The 16,341-nt window shown below is 72.0% G+C and carries 15 protein-coding genes; 7 read left to right on the top strand and 8 right to left on the bottom strand.

Features of this window, described 5'->3' with window-relative positions:
* Positions 1-15 precede the first annotated feature (15 nt).
* A complete protein-coding gene (locus ACFVYK_RS33005; protein WP_389780364.1) occupies positions 16-1,059 on the top strand; it encodes a zinc-dependent alcohol dehydrogenase family protein in 1,044 nt (347 codons plus the stop codon).
* A gap of 82 nt (positions 1,060-1,141) precedes the next feature.
* On the opposite strand, the gene ACFVYK_RS33000 is transcribed toward ACFVYK_RS33005, so the two are convergent.
* The 3 genes from ACFVYK_RS33000 to ACFVYK_RS32990 form a co-directional block, all read right to left on the bottom strand.
* Positions 1,142-2,092, bottom strand: a complete 951-nt coding sequence (locus ACFVYK_RS33000) for a CopD family protein (RefSeq protein ID WP_389780363.1) — start codon at positions 2,090-2,092, stop codon at positions 1,142-1,144.
* Between the two features lie 94 nt (positions 2,093-2,186).
* Positions 2,187-3,596: a CoA transferase gene (locus ACFVYK_RS32995; RefSeq protein WP_389780362.1), complete on the bottom strand. Its 1,410-nt coding sequence runs from the start codon at positions 3,594-3,596 to the stop codon at positions 2,187-2,189.
* Positions 3,597-3,714: 118 nt separating this feature from the next.
* Positions 3,715-5,247: a S8 family serine peptidase gene (locus tag ACFVYK_RS32990; RefSeq protein ID WP_389780361.1), complete on the bottom strand. Its 1,533-nt coding sequence runs from the start codon at positions 5,245-5,247 to the stop codon at positions 3,715-3,717.
* Positions 5,248-5,562: 315 nt separating this feature from the next.
* On the opposite strand from ACFVYK_RS32990, the gene ACFVYK_RS32985 reads away from it, so the two are divergent.
* The 3 genes from ACFVYK_RS32985 (at position 5,563) to moaA (ending at position 8,758) form a co-directional block, all read left to right on the top strand.
* Positions 5,563-5,919 carry a DUF485 domain-containing protein gene (locus tag ACFVYK_RS32985; RefSeq protein ID WP_389780359.1) on the top strand — a complete coding sequence of 119 codons (357 nt, stop codon included), beginning with the start codon at positions 5,563-5,565 and terminating at the stop codon, positions 5,917-5,919.
* Positions 5,916-7,544 (top strand): cation acetate symporter, encoded by a 1,629-nt coding sequence (locus tag ACFVYK_RS32980; protein ID WP_389780358.1) that lies wholly within the window; start codon positions 5,916-5,918, stop codon positions 7,542-7,544. The genes ACFVYK_RS32985 and ACFVYK_RS32980 overlap by 4 nt, the downstream gene beginning before the upstream one ends.
* A gap of 224 nt (positions 7,545-7,768) precedes the next feature.
* Positions 7,769-8,758, top strand: coding sequence for a GTP 3',8-cyclase MoaA (gene moaA, locus ACFVYK_RS32975; RefSeq protein WP_389780357.1), 990 nt, complete (start codon positions 7,769-7,771; stop codon positions 8,756-8,758).
* A 38-nt stretch (positions 8,759-8,796) separates the two neighbouring features.
* Here moaA and ACFVYK_RS32970 read toward each other — a convergent pair whose 3' ends face one another.
* Together ACFVYK_RS32970 and ACFVYK_RS32965 are read right to left on the bottom strand one after the other, a co-directional pair.
* Positions 8,797-9,015, bottom strand: a complete 219-nt coding sequence (locus tag ACFVYK_RS32970) for a hypothetical protein (RefSeq protein ID WP_389780355.1) — start codon at positions 9,013-9,015, stop codon at positions 8,797-8,799.
* Between the two features lie 209 nt (positions 9,016-9,224).
* Positions 9,225-9,650, bottom strand: coding sequence for a DUF3099 domain-containing protein (locus ACFVYK_RS32965; protein ID WP_389780354.1), 426 nt, complete (start codon positions 9,648-9,650; stop codon positions 9,225-9,227).
* Positions 9,651-9,853: 203 nt separating this feature from the next.
* Here ACFVYK_RS32965 and ACFVYK_RS32960 point away from each other — a divergent pair, with 203 nt between their 5' ends.
* Positions 9,854-10,132, top strand: coding sequence for a GlsB/YeaQ/YmgE family stress response membrane protein (locus ACFVYK_RS32960; protein ID WP_389780352.1), 279 nt, complete (start codon positions 9,854-9,856; stop codon positions 10,130-10,132).
* Positions 10,133-10,216: 84 nt separating this feature from the next.
* Here the strand turns inward: ACFVYK_RS32960 and tyrS are convergent, their stop codons facing one another.
* From tyrS to ACFVYK_RS32945, 3 genes are all read right to left on the bottom strand, one after another.
* The gene (tyrS, locus tag ACFVYK_RS32955; RefSeq protein ID WP_389780350.1) at positions 10,217-11,482 is read right to left on the bottom strand and encodes a tyrosine--tRNA ligase; all 1,266 of its coding nucleotides are present in this window, start codon (positions 11,480-11,482) and stop codon (positions 10,217-10,219) included.
* Between the two features lie 95 nt (positions 11,483-11,577).
* Positions 11,578-12,972 carry a metallopeptidase TldD-related protein gene (locus tag ACFVYK_RS32950; protein WP_389780348.1) on the bottom strand — a complete coding sequence of 465 codons (1,395 nt, stop codon included), beginning with the start codon at positions 12,970-12,972 and terminating at the stop codon, positions 11,578-11,580.
* Positions 12,969-14,492, bottom strand: a complete 1,524-nt coding sequence (locus ACFVYK_RS32945; RefSeq protein WP_389780347.1) for a TldD/PmbA family protein — start codon at positions 14,490-14,492, stop codon at positions 12,969-12,971. Before ACFVYK_RS32945 ends, ACFVYK_RS32950 begins: the two co-directional genes overlap by 4 nt.
* A gap of 242 nt (positions 14,493-14,734) precedes the next feature.
* Here ACFVYK_RS32945 and fabG point away from each other — a divergent pair, with 242 nt between their 5' ends.
* Together fabG and fabI are read left to right on the top strand one after the other, a co-directional pair.
* Positions 14,735-15,454, top strand: coding sequence for a 3-oxoacyl-[acyl-carrier-protein] reductase (fabG, locus tag ACFVYK_RS32940; RefSeq protein ID WP_389780345.1), 720 nt, complete (start codon positions 14,735-14,737; stop codon positions 15,452-15,454).
* Positions 15,455-15,459: 5 nt separating this feature from the next.
* Positions 15,460-16,227 (top strand): enoyl-ACP reductase FabI, encoded by a 768-nt coding sequence (fabI, locus tag ACFVYK_RS32935; protein WP_256907380.1) that lies wholly within the window; start codon positions 15,460-15,462, stop codon positions 16,225-16,227.
* Positions 16,228-16,341 lie beyond the last annotated feature (114 nt).

Raw genomic sequence — 16,341 nt, 5'->3', positions numbered from 1 at the left:
AGAAGGACCCTCGACATGCGCGCCACCACCATCCACGCCCCCTTCGACATGCGGGTGGAGGACGTACCCGAGCCCGTGGTGCGACTGCCCACCGACGCCGTGGTCCGGGTGCTGCGCGCCTGCATCTGCGGCAGCGACCTGTGGGCGTACCGCGGCGAGGCGTCCCGGCAGCCGGGCCAGCGCATCGGGCACGAGTTCCTCGGCGTGGTGGAGGAGACCGGCTCCGACGTGACGACGCTGCGGCGCGGCGACCTCGTCGTCGCGCCCTTCATGTGGTCCGACGGCGTCTGCGACTACTGCCGGGAGGGCCTGACGACGTCCTGCGAGCACGGCGGCTTCTGGGGCTCGCTCGGGTACGACGGCGGCCAGGGCGAGGCCGTCCGCGTGCCGTTCGCCGACGGCACCCTCGTCCAGCTGCCCAAGGAGGCGGCCTCCGACGACCGTCTGCTGGCCGCCCTGCTCACCCTCTCCGACGTGCTGGGCACCGGCCACCACGCCGCCCTCGGCGCCGGAGTCCGGCCCGGCGCCACCGTCGCGGTCGTCGGGGACGGCGCGGTCGGCCTGTGCGCGGTCCTGGCCGCCAAGCGGCTCGGCGCCGAACGGATCATCGCGCTCGGCCGACACCGGGCGCGCACCGACATCGCGCGCCGCTTCGGCGCCACCGACGTCGTCGCCGAGCGCGGGGACGCGGCGGTCGAGGCCGTCCGCGAACTCACCCGCGGCCAGGGCGCGCACGCGGTCGTCGAGGCGGTCGGCACCGAGCAGTCCATGCGGACGGCGCTCGAGGTCGGCCGGGACGGCGGGGCCGTCGGATTCGTGGGCGTTCCGCACGGCAGCGGCACCGGTCTCGACCTCGGTGTCATGTTCGACCGCAACATCGCGCTGCGCGGCGGCGTCGCCCCGGTCCGCGCCTACATCCCCGACCTGCTGCCCGACGTCCTGAGCGGCGCGATCGACCCGTCGCCGGTGTTCGACCTGACGGTCGGCATCGAGGGCGTCCCGGACGGCTACAAGGCGATGGACGAGCGCACCGCCCTCAAGGTCATGGTGACCAATTGACGGCTCTCCCGGACGGCCGGCGGACGGCGTCCCGAGGACGCTCCTGGACGGCGATCAACGGTTGATCAGCCGACCTGGCCCGTCAACCCTTGACGGGCAGCGGCAAGGCCGTCAACAGTCCTGACACCGCGACCGCCGCGCCCAGCGCCACGACCTCCACGCGCGCGGGGGAGCAGGCGGCCAGCGGGTCGGGCGAGCGCCGCAGCCGCGTCCGCGCCCACAGGGCGAGCAGGGCGACCGCGCCGACCACGAGCACCTTGGCGAGCAGCACGCGCCCGTACGCCGTCATGGTCAGCAGGTCGAGCACCGACCCCGCCGGCATCCGGCGCAGTGAGCTGCACAGTCCGGTCGCGGTGACCGCGGCGAACAGCACGGCCGCCACGCGCGCGTACAGGCCGAGCAGTGCGGCGCCCGCCTCGCCCCCCTCCCACCGGCGCAGTGTGCGCAGCACGGCCAGCAGGCCGCCCGCCCACAGCGCCGAGCACGTCAGATGGACGACGGTCAGGGAGGAGCCGATCAGGGGCGTGTGCTCGGTCGGCGGGTGGGCGCGCAGCGCCTCCGCCAGGATCACCGCCGTCAGCGGCCATGCCTGACGGCTCGGCCGGTCGGAGAGCGCGCACAGCCCGGCCACCGCGAACGCGATCGCCTCGAGCAGCGCGAGCACGCCGGTCCGTGAGCCGTGGCCGTGGGGCGCCAGCTCCCCGGCGGCCGCCGCGGCCGCGAACCCAGCCACCGCCGCGTACGGGGCCCAACCGCCGGGCCGGGCGAGCGGGGCGCCCGGCACCCGACGGACCAGCCCGCTGACGAAGAGCTCGCCCGCCTGCACGGACAGGGCCGCGAACAACGCGGCCCGCAGCAGCGCGACCGTACCGGCGTCCGACGGCGCGCCCTGCGCGGTGCCGTGGGCGGCGAGGGACGGCCCGAGCAGCGGGACCAGCGCCCCGAGCCCTACCAGGGCGAGCAGGGCCACCGCCCGGCCGGGGCCGGTTCGAGGCGCGGAGTCGGTCGCTTCGGTCGGTCGTATGAGGGCCATGCCAGGATCTTCACCAGGCGCGCAAAGGGGGGCAACTTGGACGTAGGTGGACTTGAGGGGGGCATCCGTCCCCGGGGCCCGGCCCCCGACGGGCTCAGAGCCAGCGCGCCGGATCCGTCCCCCAAGGCCCGGGCGGCCGTGCCCAGTCGTGCGGCCCGCCGTCGAACGACACCGGCGGCAGGGCGTACCGCAGCCGTCCGATCGGGCTCTCGGTCTCCCCGAGCCAGGACCGCGGTCCGGTCCGGTCCTCCCCGCCCGGACCGCGGAGCTCCTCCTTGGGCGTCCCTTTGCTCTCGTCTTCGCCCATCCGGGCGCCCCCGGTCAGCCAGGCCGCCGTCCGCGCCAGCGCCAGCCGGACGAACCGGCTGCCGCCTTCGTGCGCCTGCTCGGTCAGCGCGCGCAGTACCGCGGCGGCCAGCAGATAGCCGGTCCCGTGGTCGAGGGCCTGCGCCGGCAGCACGCCGGGCCGCTCGGCCGAGCCCTCCGTCACCGCGATGCCGGTGGCCGCCTGCACCAGGCTGTCGAACCCGCGGCGGGCGCCCCACGGGCCGTAGGCGCCCCACGCCGACACCTGAGCCACCACCAGCCCGGGCCGGCGCTCGGCCAGCGCCTCGGCGGAGAGCCCGAAGCGGTCCAGAGCGCCCGGCCGGTAGCCGGTGACCACCACGTCCGCCGCCGCGAGCAGTTCCTCGAAGACCCCCCGGTCGGCCACCAGGTCCAGCAGCGCCGAACGCTTGCCGAACCCCGTGTCCGCGTGCTGGTCGACGAGCTCGGGCAGACGGGGAGTGTCGACGCGCAGGACGTCCGCGCCCAGCAGGGCGAGGGTTCGGGTGGCGACCGGCCCGGCCAGGACCCGGGTGAGGTCCAGGACGCGCAGCCCCGCGGCGGGCAGCAGGGGAGCGCCGTCGAGCGGCGTGAAGGCACGCGCGCGTGCCTGGTCGAGCCGGCCGCGCTCGACCAGGGGGCGGGCGGCGATCGCGGCGGCCTGTGCGTGCGCCGCCCACTCCTCGGGCGTGCGCAGGGCGACCGCCAGGCCGTCGGCCGCAGACACCGCGTCCTCCACGTCCAGGGCGGCGCGCTCGGCGAGCGCCCTCTCCACGGCGGCCGGGTCGGCGCCGGCGGGCAGGCCCAGGGCGTGCAGCAACCGCGCGCGGTGGTGCGGGTAGTTGGCATGGGTGCGCACCCAGCCGTCGGCCGTCCGCCAGAAGCGCGAGAGCGGGGCGAAGAGGACGGGCGCGCCTCCGTCGACCAGCAGTCGCCGCTCGCTGGCGAACGCGGTGGCCACCGCGCCGTCGTCCACCAGAACTGCGGGCGCGTCCGGGAGGCCGGCCCGTCGCGCCCCCAGCTCGGCCGCGGCCAGCGCGCACGCGCCGACACAGGCTCGCGCCAGTTCCCGCACGGGAAGGCGTGCGCGCAGAGCGTCCTCGCGGGCCACGGCCGACACCCGCGCGAGGAGGGCGGGATCGCCGCCCAGTGCCGACCAGGCGAACGTGATATCAGTCATGACTGCATGATGCAGTATTGATTCGATCAATATATGGGCCTGCGCGAAGGGCCGGACGGCAATCCGCCCGGCCCTCGGTACGCCTGTCGGCCGCGGTCGCGCCCCGTGAGGCGGCCGGTTACTTCACCGCGCGCAGCGCGTTCACCACGCCGAAGCCGAAGAAGCCGTTGAGGCGCTTGCCGCCCACGCACGTGGCGTCCACGACTCCGTTGCCGTCACCGTCGTACGGCTCGGTCGGGCAGCTCGTCGCGTCGGCCTGCAGCTTGAGCAGCGCCTGCAGCTGGGCCGGGCTCGCGTACGGGTGCGTCGACTTGAGCAGCGCGGCCACGCCGGCCACGTGCGGGGACGCCATCGAGGTGCCCTGCAGGAAGCCGTACGCGTTGTTCGGCAGCGTGGACAGGATGCGGCCGTTGGCCGACGGGGTGCCCGGGATCTGGTACTTGTCGCCGCCCGGCGCCGCGACGTCGACGACGCCCAGGCCGTAGCTGGAGTAGTACGACTTGGTCCCCTTGACGCCCGTCGCGCTCACCGTGACGACGCCCGGCAGCTGGGTCGGGACGTCGAAGCACTCGTGCGGGTCGACCGTACGGGTCACGGGCGTGGAGTCGTCGGGGCTGGACGCGTCCTCGAGGGCGTCGGAGTCGAGGTCGTGGTTGGAGTTGCCCGCGGAGGCCACATTGAGCGTGCCCTTCTTCTGGGCGTACAGCTGCGCCCTGTTGACCGCGTCCACGATGGCCCGCTGGTCGGGGTCGTCCATGCAGTTGTACAGCCACGGGTCGACGTAGTAGCTGTTGTTCGTGACCTCGACGCCGTGGTCGGCGGCGAAGACGAACGCGCAGACGACGTTCTCCGGGTAGAAGAGGCCGTCCTTGGGGTCGCTCACCTTGATGGCGGCGACCTTCACGCCGGGGGCGACGCCCGCCACGCCGATGCCGTTGCGGGCGGCGGCGATCTCACCGGCCACGTGCGTGCCGTGGTAGTCCTCGGCCGGGTTGTACGGGCGCCACGCGCCGGGGGTGGTGTCCGCGACGCCGCCGACGCAGTTCGCCGACTGGGACGCGGAGAAGTTCGGCGCGAGGTCCGGGTGGGTGTCGTCGACCCCGGTGTCGATGACCGCGACCGTCACCTTCCGGCTGCCCGGGTTGATCGTGGCGGCCTTGTCGGCGCCGATCGCCCGCAGGTCCCACTGGTCGGCCTCCAGCGGCTCGCTCTGGCCCGCCGCGTCGGACGCCTTCTCGACCTTCGCGGCCTGTGCCGCGGAGAGGACCTGGGCCGCCCCCTCGTCGGTGGTCCCGGCGGCGCTCAGCGGCGCCGTCCGGGTGGCGCCGGCCGACTGGACGCCGCGCACCGCGCGTATCTCCGGACCGAACCCGGGGTTCGCGGAGTGGACGACGAGCACGCCGATCTTGTCGTAGGTCGCGACGACGGTGCCGCCGGCCTTCGCGATCGCCTTCTTCACCTTCCGGATCGTGCCGTGGTCGGCCTTCGTGTTGACGACGTACGCCAGGGTTGCGGCGTCGGCCGCCTGGGTGGCCGGCGCCGTGACAGGGGCCGCGGAGGCCGCCGCCGGCAGGAAGCCGAGGGAGGCGGTCAGCGACAGTACGACGGGCACCGCGAGAGCGAGGCGGCGTCTGGAAGGCAGATGAGCCATGGGGTCTCCACATCATCCGGAAACGGGACCTGACCCGGGCGCAGGTGCTGCCTGGGCAGGTACATGACGGGTGGTGCTGGCCCCGAAGCTATCTCCCCGACTCGCCGGCCAGCAATGATTTCCGGGCGGCGATTTTGCCGGCCCATGACCTGAGGTGTCCCCCACTCGTTGGCCATCACCGGCCGGAGGCCCTCGGCGACAAACCCGCCCGACGCGTTGAACCCGCCCTCGCGCGGCCCCGTGACCTTGGGCAGGGAGCGAGAGGACCCTCGCCTCCGTCCGCCGTCCCACCCGTACGCGCAACGAGGAGACTTCGTGGCCACCGAGACACCGCCCCCCTCGAAAACCCCAGCTCAGCTCCCCTCCGCCGAGGAGTTCGTCGCGGTGCAGGAGAGCGCGGAGTTCGGTGAACTGCGCGGCGCCTACCGGGGCTTCGCCTTCCCGCTGACCTTCGCCTTCATCGCCTGGTACCTGCTGTACGTCCTGCTCTCCAACTACGCGGGCGACTTCATGGGCACCAAGCTCTTGGGCAACATCAACGTGGCCCTCGCCCTGGGCCTCGCCCAGTTCCTCACCACCTTCCTCATCGCCTGGTGGTACGCGCGGACCGCGGCCGCCAGGTTCGACCCCAAGGCCGAGGCCATCAAGTCCCGGATGGAGGCGGGCGAATGACCCCCGCACAGCACACCGCCCTGCTCGCCGCCGGCGAGGCCAGCGAGCACCGCACGCTGATCATCACCCTGTTCGCGGTGTTCGTCGCCGCGACCCTCGTCATCACCGTCTGGGCCGGCCGCCAGACCAAGGACGCCGCCGACTTCTACGCCGGCGGCCGTCAGTTCACCGGCTTCCAGAACGGCCTCGCCGTCTCCGGCGACTACATGTCCGCCGCGTCCTTCCTGGGCATCGCGGGCGCCATCGCCCTCTTCGGCTACGACGGCTTCCTGTACTCCATCGGCTTCCTGGTCGCCTGGCTGGTCGCCCTGCTCCTGGTCGCCGAGCCGCTGCGCAACTCCGGCCGCTACACCATGGGCGACGTCCTGGCGTACCGCATGCGCCAACGCCCCGTCCGCACGGCCGCCGGCACCTCGACCATCGTCGTGTCGATCTTCTACCTCCTCGCCCAGATGGCGGGCGCGGGCGTCCTCGTCTCGCTCCTCCTCGGCATCACCAGCGACGGCGGCAAGATCGGCATCGTCGCCCTGGTCGGCGTGCTGATGATCGTCTACGTGACGATCGGCGGCATGAAGGGCACCACCTGGGTCCAGATGGTCAAGGCGGTCCTGCTCATCCTCGGCGCCCTCCTGCTCACCTTCCTGGTCCTGCTGAAGTTCGACTTCAACGTCTCGGACCTGCTGGGCTCGGCCGCCGCCAACAGCGGCAAGGGCTCGGCCTTCCTGGAGCCCGGTCTGAAGTACGGCGCCACCGGCACCACCAAGCTGGACTTCCTCTCGCTCGGCATCGCCCTCGTCCTGGGCACCGCCGGCCTGCCGCACATCCTCATCCGCTTCTACACCGTGCCCACCGCCAAGGCCGCCCGTAAGTCGGTCCTGTGGGCCATCGGTCTGATCGGCGCCTTCTACCTGATGACCCTCGCCCTCGGCTTCGGCGCCGCCGCGCTGATCAAGCCGGACGAGATCACCGCGTCCAACAAGGCGGGCAACACCGCGGCCCCCCTGCTCGCCCTCCACCTGGGCGGCCTCCACTCCAACTGGGGCGCGATCCTCCTGGCCAGCATCTCGGCGGTCGCCTTCGCCACGATCCTCGCGGTCGTCGCCGGCCTGACCCTCGCCTCGTCCTCCTCGTTCGCCCACGACATCTACGCGAACGTCATCAAGCGGGGCACGGCCACCGAGAAGCAGGAGATGGCCGCGGCCCGGTACGCCACCGTCGGCATCGGCGCCGTCTCCATCCTGCTGGGCGCCCTGGCCCGCGACCTGAACGTCGCAGGTCTGGTCGCCCTGGCCTTCGCGGTCGCCGCCTCCGCCAACCTGCCGACGATCCTCTACAGCCTCTTCTGGAAGCGGTTCACCACCGCCGGGGCCCTCTGGTCGATCTACGGCGGCCTGGTCACCGCGGTCGGCCTGGTGCTGTTCTCGCCGGTCGTCTCGGGCAAGCCCAGCTCGATGTTCCCGGACGTCGACTTCCACTGGTTCCCGCTGGAGAACCCCGGCATCATCTCGATCCCGGTCGGCTTCCTGCTGGGCGTCGTGGGCACCCTGCTGTCGAAGGAGGAGCCCGACACGGCCAAGTACGCCGAACTGGAAGTGCGCTCGCTGACCGGCACCGGAGCCCACTGACCCGCCCTGATCAGCATTGACCGGCGCCGACGGGAGCCGACCGGTCCGGCCGTGGCCGCCGGGCGGTCCCCGACGACCACGCCCGCCCCGCGGCCGTGTCGTAGATCCCTACGACACGGCCGCGTCTTACCTCGTGGGATCGGGCACTGTCGATGTCGGCGCGGTCACGTAGGCTCGCAAGCGAGGGAACGGACAAGCGTTCCACCACGAGGGAGGGGGCCCACGTGCTCATCGACACCTACGGCCGAGTGGCCACCGACCTGAGGGTCTCGCTCACCGACCGGTGCAACCTGCGCTGTACCTACTGCATGCCCGAAGAAGGCCTGCAATGGCTGGCGAAGCCCGACCTGCTCACGGACGACGAGATCGTCCGCCTGATCGGCGTCGCGGTCACCGCGCTCGGCATCGAGGAGGTCCGCTTCACGGGCGGCGAGCCCCTGCTGCGCCCGGGCCTGGTCGGCATCGTCGAGCGGGTCGCCGCCCTCGACCCCCGCCCCAGGATGTCGCTGACGACGAACGGCATCGGCCTGCGCCGCACCGCCACGGCCCTGAAGGCGGCCGGGCTGGACCGGGTCAACGTCTCCCTCGACACCCTGCGTCCCGACGTCTTCAAGACCCTCACCCGGCGGGACCGCCACAAGGACGTCCTCGAAGGCCTCGAAGCCGCACGCGAGGCGGGCCTCACCCCGGTGAAGGTGAACACGGTCCTGATGCCCGGCCTGAACGAGGACGAGGCCCCGGACCTGCTGGCCTGGGCCGTCGAGAACGCCTACGAGCTGCGTTTCATCGAGCAGATGCCGCTGGACGCGCAGCACGGCTGGAGGCGCGAGGGCATGGTCACGGCCGGGGACATCCTGGCCTCCCTGCGCACCCGCTTCGACCTCACCCCCGAAGGGCAGGACGAACGCGGCTCGGCCCCGGCCGAGCGCTGGCTGGTCGACGGCGGACCTCACCGCGTCGGTGTCATTGCCTCCGTCACCCGCCCCTTCTGCGCGGCCTGCGACCGCACCCGCCTCACCGCCGACGGACAGGTCCGCACCTGCCTCTTCGCGCGCGAGGAGACCGATCTGCGGGCGGCCCTGCGCTCCGACGCGCCCGACGAGGAGATAGCCCGCATCTGGCGGCTGGCCATGTGGGGCAAGAAGGCCGGCTCAGGCCTGGACGACCCCGCCTTCCTGCAGCCGGACCGCCCGATGTCGGCGATCGGCGGCTAGCGGACGTCACGATCGACGGCCGGGAGCGCGCCGCACGGTCACGCCGTGCGCGCGGACTCCCACTCGGTCAGCGGGACGACGTCCTTGAGGAAGCCGCGCACGCCGAGGAACTGCGACAGATGGTCGCGATGCTCCTCGCAGGCCAGCCAGGTCTTGCGCCGCTCGGGCGTGTGGAGCTTCGGGTTGTTCCACGCCAGCACCCACACCGCGTCGGCACGGCAGCTCTTGGCGGAGCAGATCGGGGTCTCGTCACTCACCGGTTCGTCTCACCCACACGCACACAAAGGCGACGCCGAGCAGCCACGGGGGGAGCTGCCCGGCGTCGGTCCGTCGCTCCGACGGGGGATGCGGAGCGCGTACGAAGTATGTCACGGCCGACCGTCCCCACGGCACTGGAACAACATGATTGATCTGAGCTTTTCCTGAGCTTGTCGCACAGCCCGTTCACCGTTGCTTCACAGCCCGCTCAGGGCCGTCGCTCAGCCGGATCGGGCGCCGGTTCCTCCCGGCCGGGGTGCGGCGCGCCCTCCCCTCGCGGGGTGGATTCCGCTTGCGCAGCGGATCCCGCGCGCTCGCCGTCGGCCGGGGGCTGGGCGATCATCGGCCGGATCGGCGCCGTCAGGAAGGTGGAGGGGAGCGAGGGCACGTTCTCCCTCCCCGCGTTGGCGATGACCACCGCGACGTAGGGGAGCACCAACCCCAGGACCAACGCCACGACGGCCACATGCCGTTCCACGTTCCACAGGGTCGCCGCGAGGATCACGGCCACCGTACGGACCGACATCGAGATGATGTACCGACGCTGCCGGCCCCGCACATCGTCCTGAAGACTCTGCCGTGCTCCGGTGATCCGGAACACCTCGACGTTCCCGCCACCACCTTGCTTCCGCATCACAATCCACCGTCCGCCCGCATCGGCCTCTCACCGACTCTCCACGGTACGCCGCGTCCGCGCCCTCGCCGAGGGCGGGGCGTCCCTCGTGGGGAGCGGACGTCCTGCGCCGTCCCGCGTACGGCCGTACCGGACATGCGCCGTAGGGCGAGCGGCCCGACACTGAGGGCAATGCTCGCGTAGGGCCGTACGAGGAGGCAGCCATGGGCTGGTTGTGGGCGATCATCGTGGGATTCGTGCTGGGTCTGATCGCCAAGGCGATCATCCCGGGCAAGCAGCACAGTCCCCTCTGGCTGACCACGATTTTCGGCATGCTGGGCGCGATCGTCGGCAACGCGATCGCCCGCGCCGTGGGGGTCGAGTCCACGCCCGGCATCGACTGGAGCCGCCATGTGTTCCAGCTCGTCGCCGCGATCGTCATCGTCGCCCTGGGCGACATGCTGTACATGGCGACGCTGGGCAAGAGGAAGCAGCGAGCGTGAACCGCTGAACCGACAGAGCCGGGCCGGAGCAAGACGAGGGGGCGGCCTCCCGCGCGAAGCCGCCCCTCGTCCGTCACGAGCCGGTCAGCCGGTGACCTCCACGGCGGCCAGGTTCTTCTTGCCGCGACGCAGCACCAGCCACCGCCCGTGCAGCAGGTCCTCGCGCGCGGGGACCGCGTCCTCGGCCGCGACCTTGACGTTGTTCACGTAGGCCCCGCCCTCCTTCACCGTCCGCCGGGCGGCCGACTTGCTGGCCACGAGGCCGACCTCGGCGAACAGGTCCACCACCGGCCCCGGCTCGGCGATCCGGATGTGCGGCACCTCGGAGAGGGCCGCGGCCAGCGTCCGCTCGTCGAGCCCGCCCAGCTCGCCCTGGCCGAAGAGGGCCTTGGACGCGGCGATCACCGCCGCCGTCTGGTCGGCGCCGTGCACCAGTGTCGTCAGCTCCTCAGCCAGCGCCCGCTGAGCGGCGCGGGCCTGCGGACGCTCCTCGGTCTGCCGCTCCAGTTCCTCGAGCTCCTCGCGGGAGCGGAAGGACAGGATGCGCAGGTACGTCGAGACGTCCCGGTCGTCCACGTTCAGCCAGAACTGGTAGAACGCGTACGGCGTGGTCAGCTCCGGGTCGAGCCAGACGGCGCCGCCCTCGGTCTTGCCGAACTTGGTGCCGTCCGCCTTGACCATCAGCGGCGTCGCCAGACAGTGCACCTCCGCCCCGGGCTCCAGCTTGTGGATCAGGTCCAGGCCCGCCGTGAGGTTGCCCCACTGGTCGCTGCCGCCCTGCTGGAGCGTGCAGCCGTAGCGGCGGTACAGCTCCAGGAAGTCCATGCCCTGGAGCAGCTGGTAGCTGAACTCCGTGTAGCTGATGCCCTCCTGGGACTCCAGCCGCCGGGCCACGGAGTCCTTGGTCAGCATCTTGTTGACGCGGAAGTGTTTGCCGATGTCCCGCAGGAACTCGATGGCCGACAGCCCGGACGTCCAGTCCAGGTTGTTGACCATCACCGCGGCGTTCTCGCCCTCGAAGGACAGGAACGGCTCGATCTGCGCGCGCAGCGTGGTCACCCAGTTCGCGACGGTCTCCGGGTCGTTCAGGGTGCGCTCCGCCGTCGGGCGGGGGTCGCCGATCTGGCCGGTCGCGCCCCCCACCAGGGCCAGCGGGCGCAGGCCCGCCTGCTGGAGCCGGCGCATGGTGAGGACCTGCACCAGGTGGCCGACGTGCAGGCTGGCCGCGGTGGGGTCGAAACCGCAATAGAACGTGACGGGACCGTCCGCGAGCGCCTTGCGCAAAGCGTCCTCGTCAGTGGACAGGGCCCACAGGCCGCGCCACTTCAGCTCGTCGACGATGTCCGTCACGGTTCTCGTATCTCCTCGGTGGTCTGCTCGACTGCTCTTCTTGACTGTTCTTCGGGCGGTGGGGCCGGTCAGCCGCACGACCGCCGGCTACGAGGTTATACGCCCTGGCTGACAGAGCTCATATTGAAGTCCGGCACCCGCAGCGCGGGCATCGCGGCCCTGGTGAACCAGTCGCTCCACTCCCGGGGCAGCGTCTTCTCCGTGCGCCCCGCCTCCGTCGCACGGCCCAGCAGACCGACCGGCGACTCGTTGAACCGGAAGTTGTTCACCTCGCCGACGACCTCACCGTCCTCGACGAGGTAGACGCCGTCCCGGGTCAGCCCGGTCAGCAGCAGGGTCGCCGGATCGACCTCGCGGATGTACCACAGGCAGGTCAGCAGCAGCCCGCGCCGGGTGCTCGCGACCATCTCCTCCAGGGAGACGTCCGCGCCGCCGTCCAGGATCAGGTTGTCGCCCGCGGGAGCAGCCGGCAGCCCGGTCAGGGCCGCGCTGTGCCGGGTGGTCGTCAGGTGCTTCAGCTCACCCGCGCCGACCCACTCGGTGGACCGCAGCGGCAGCCCGTTGTCGAACACCGACTGGTCCCCGCCGGAGGTGTGCGCGATGACGAACGGCGCCGACTCCAGACCGGGCTCGTTCGGGTCGCTGCGCAAGGTCAGCGGCAGGTCGGTCAGCTTCTCGCCGAGCCGCGTGCCGCCGCCGGGCTTGGAGAACACCGTCCGGCCCTCGGTCGCGTCCCGGCCCGACGCCGACCAGAGCTGGTAGATCAGCAGGTCGGCCACCGCGGTCGGCGGCAGCAGCGTCTCGTACCGCCCGGCCGGCAGCTCGACGCGCCGCTGCGCCCAGCCCAGCCGTACGGCCAGCTCCGCGTCGAGCGCCGCCGGATCGACGTCCTTGAAGTCCCGGGTGGAGCGCCCCGCCCACGCCGAGCGCGTGCGGTCCGGGGACTTGGCGTTGAGCTCCAGCGTGCCGTTCGGCTGGTCGTGCCGCAGCCGCAGCCCGGTCGACGTGCCCAGGTAGGTGGAGACCAGCTCGTGGTTGGCGAACCCGTACAGCTCGCGGCCGCCGGCCCGCGCGCGGGCGAACGCCTCGCCCAGCGCCGGGGCGAAGTCGGCGAACACCGCCGACGAGGTCTCGGCGGGCGGCTCGGTGAACTCGGGGGACCGGTCCACGCCCGTGACCAGCGGCTGGGCGTCCTCGGCGGGGCCCGCCCCGCGCGCGGCGGCCTCTGCGGCCCGCACCAGGGACTCCAGCTCGTCCGCGGTCACCGCGGCGCGGGAGACGACGCCGGAGGCGGTGCCCTCCTTGCCGTCGACCGTGGCGATCACGGTGAGCGTGCGCCCGCGCGTGACGCCGTTGGTCGTCAGCGCGTTGCCGGCCCAGCGCAGGTTCGCCGTCGACTGCTCGTCGGCGATGACGACACAGCCGTCCGCCCGCGACAGCTCGAGGGCGCGCTCGACGACCTCGTGCGGCTTGTTGCTACGGGCGCTCATCGGCCGGCCTCCTGCGTGGTGTTCAAAATGTTGACGCCCTTGAACAGGGCCGACGGGCAACCGTGCGACACCGCCGCGACCTGGCCCGGCTGGGCCTTGCCGCAGTTGAACGCACCGCCGAGGACGTACGTCTGCGGACCGCCGACCGCCGCCATCGAGCCCCAGAAGTCGGTCGTGGTCGCCTGGTAGGCCACGTCCCGCAGCTGCCCGGTGATCCGCCCGTTCTCGATCCGGAAGAACCGCTGCCCGGTGAACTGGAAGTTGTAGCGCTGCATGTCGATGGACCAGGAGCGGTCGCCGACGACGTAGATCCCGCGGTCGACGCTGCCGATGAGATCGTCGGTCGACATCCCGGCGGGGTCCGGTCGCAGCGACACGTTGGCCATGCGCTGCACGGGCACATGGCCGGGGGAGTCGGCGAACGCGCAGCCGTTGGACCGCTCGAAGCCGGTGAGCTTCGCGATCCGCCGGTCCAGCTGGTAGCCGACGAGCGTGCCGTCCTTCACCAGGTCCCAGGACTGGCCCTCGACGCCCTCGTCGTCGTAGCCGACGGTCGCCAGGCCGTGCTCGGCGGTGCGGTCGCCCGTGACGTTCATCAGGTCCGACCCGTAGCGCAGCTTGCCGAGCTGGTCGAAGGTGGCGAAGGAGGTGCCGGCGTAGGCGGCCTCGTAGCCCAGGGCGCGGTCCAGCTCGGTGGCGTGACCGATGGACTCGTGGATGGTCAGCCACAGGTTGGACGGGTCGACGACCAGGTCGTACAGCCCCGGGTCCACGCTCGGCGCGCGCATCTTCTCGGCGAGCAGCTCCGGGATCCGGGCCAGTTCGTCGTCCCAGTCCCAGCCGGTCCCGGTGAGGTACTCCCAGCCCCGGCCCGCGGGCGGCGCGATCGTGCGCATCGAGTCGAACTCGCCGCTGGACTCGTCGACCGACACCGCGTTCAGCGCCGGGTGCAGCCGCACCCGCTGCTGCGTGGTCACCGTCCCGGCCGTGTCGGCGTAGAACTTGTTCTCGTGGACGGTGAGCAGCGAGGCGTCCACGTGGTTGATCCCGTCGGCCGCCAGCAGTCGCGCGCTCCAGTCCGCGAGGAGCGCCGCCTTCTCCTCGTCCGGCACGGTGAACGGATCGATCTCGTAGGACGAGATCCACGTCCTGTCGGCGTGCACCGGCTCGTCGGCCAGCTCCACCCTCTCGTCGGCGCCGGCGGCCTTGATCACCTGGGCGGACAGCTTGGCCATCGCCACGGCCTGCGAGGCGACCCGGGCCGCCGCGTCCATCGTCAGATCCACGCCGGAGGCGAAGCCCCACGTCCCGCCGTGCACGACGCGCACCGCGTAGCCGAGGTCCGTCGTGTCGGACGAGCCGGCGGGCTTGGCGTCCCGCAGCCGCCAGGACGCGCTGCGCACGCGCTCGAACCGGAAGTCCGCGTGCTCCGCGCCCAGCGCACGCGCGCGTGCGAGGGCGGCGTCGGCGAGGGCGCGTAGGGGTAGGGCCGTGAAAGTCTCATCGATGCTGTGGGGCACCTACGTCTCTCCCTGGTGTCGTCGCGTGTGAAGACCTCGATCATGTCGCGCCCGGCGGTCGGTGGACCACACCTTCCGCCACCCTTGCGCAAATTTCTGTAGGGACCCGACAGCCAGCCCCCTGTGCCACTGTCGGTGCCCGAATGTCCGCGGGGCGAAGCGGACCGATAGGTTTCGAGGGAAGCCGCCTGCCGTCCGGAGTGCCGGCAGGCGTGTCAGACCCCAATCGAAAGGGTGATCCGTTGAGCCGCTCGGTTCTCGTCACCGGAGGAAACCGAGGCATCGGCCTCGCCATCGCCCGCGCGTTCGCCGACGCCGGCGACAAGGTCGCGATCACGTACCGCTCGGGCGAGCCGCCGGCCGCCCTGGCGGAGCTGGGCTGCCTCGCCGTCAGGTGCGACATCACCGACCCGGAGCAGGTGGAGCAGGCCTACAAGGAGATCGAGGCGCAGCACGGCCCCGTCGAGGTCCTGATCGCCAACGCCGGCATCACCAGGGACCAGCTGCTGATGCGCATGAGCGAGGAGGACTTCACCTCGGTCATCGACACCAACCTGACCGGCGCCTTCCGTGTCGTCAAGCGCGCCAACCGCGGCATGCTGCGTGCCAAGAAGGGCCGCGTCGTGCTCATCTCCTCGGTGGTGGGGCTGTACGGTTCGCCGGGGCAGGCGAACTACGCCGCCTCCAAGGCCGCCCTGGTCGGCTTCGCGCGCTCCCTCGCCCGTGAGCTGGGATCCCGCAACATCACTTTCAACGTCGTCGCGCCCGGCTTCGTCGACACCGACATGACCAAGGCGCTCACCGACGAGCAGCGCGCGGGCATCGTCTCGCAGGTCCCGCTCGGCCGGTACGCGCGGCCGGAGGAGATCGCCGCGACGGTGCGGTTCCTCGCCTCGGACGACGCCTCGTACATCACTGGAGCCGTCATCCCCGTTGACGGCGGACTGGGAATGGGTCACTGATCACCATGAGCGGAATTCTCGAGGGCAAGCGCGTCCTGATCACCGGCGTGCTGACGGAGTCCTCCATCGCCTTCCACACCGCGAAGCTGGCCCAGGAGCAGGGCGCGGAGATCATTCTCACGGCGTTCCCGCGGCCCACGCTGACCGAGCGCATCGCCAGGAAGCTCCCCAAGCCCACCAAGGTCATCGAGCTCGACGTCACCAACGACGAGCACCTCGGGCGGCTCGCCGACATCGTCGGCGAGGAACTCGGCGGCCTCGACGGCGTCGTCCACTCCATCGGCTTCGCGCCGCAGGACGCGCTCGGCGGCAACTTCCTGAACACGCCGTTCGAGTCGGTGGCCACGGCCATGCACGTCTCGGCGTTCTCCCTGAAGTCGCTGACCATGGCCTGTCTGCCGCTGATGCAGAACGGCGGCTCGGTCGTCGGCCTCACCTTCGACGCCTCGTTCGCCTGGCCGCAGTACGACTGGATGGGCCCTGCCAAGGCCGCCCTGGAGGCCACCAGCCGCTACATGGCCCGGGACCTGGGCAAGCAGAACATCCGCTGCAACCTCGTCTCGGCCGGCCCGCTCGGCTCCATGGCCGCCAAGTCCATCCCGGGCTTCGGCGAGCTGGCCTCCGTGTGGGACAGCCGCTCCCCGCTGGAGTGGGACCTCAAGGACCCCGAGCCGGCCGGCCGCGGCGTCGTCGCGCTGCTCAGCGACTGGTTCCCGAAGACCACCGGCGAGATCGTCCACGTGGACGGCGGCCTGCACGCCATCGGCGCGTGACCTGCCGCTGAGACGCCGCTGACGGGTGAGGGCCCGGGGCCGGGGGGGGGGGGGGGCGGCCCCCCCCCGCGGTATAACAAACAACCGCCCCACGAACCGCGCCAGCAGAAGGAT

The organism is Streptomyces sp. NPDC058291 (assembly GCF_042880855.1).
Classification (GTDB): Bacteria; Actinomycetota; Actinomycetes; order Streptomycetales; family Streptomycetaceae; genus Streptomyces.
This window is presented reverse-complemented; position numbering and strand designations above follow the sequence as displayed.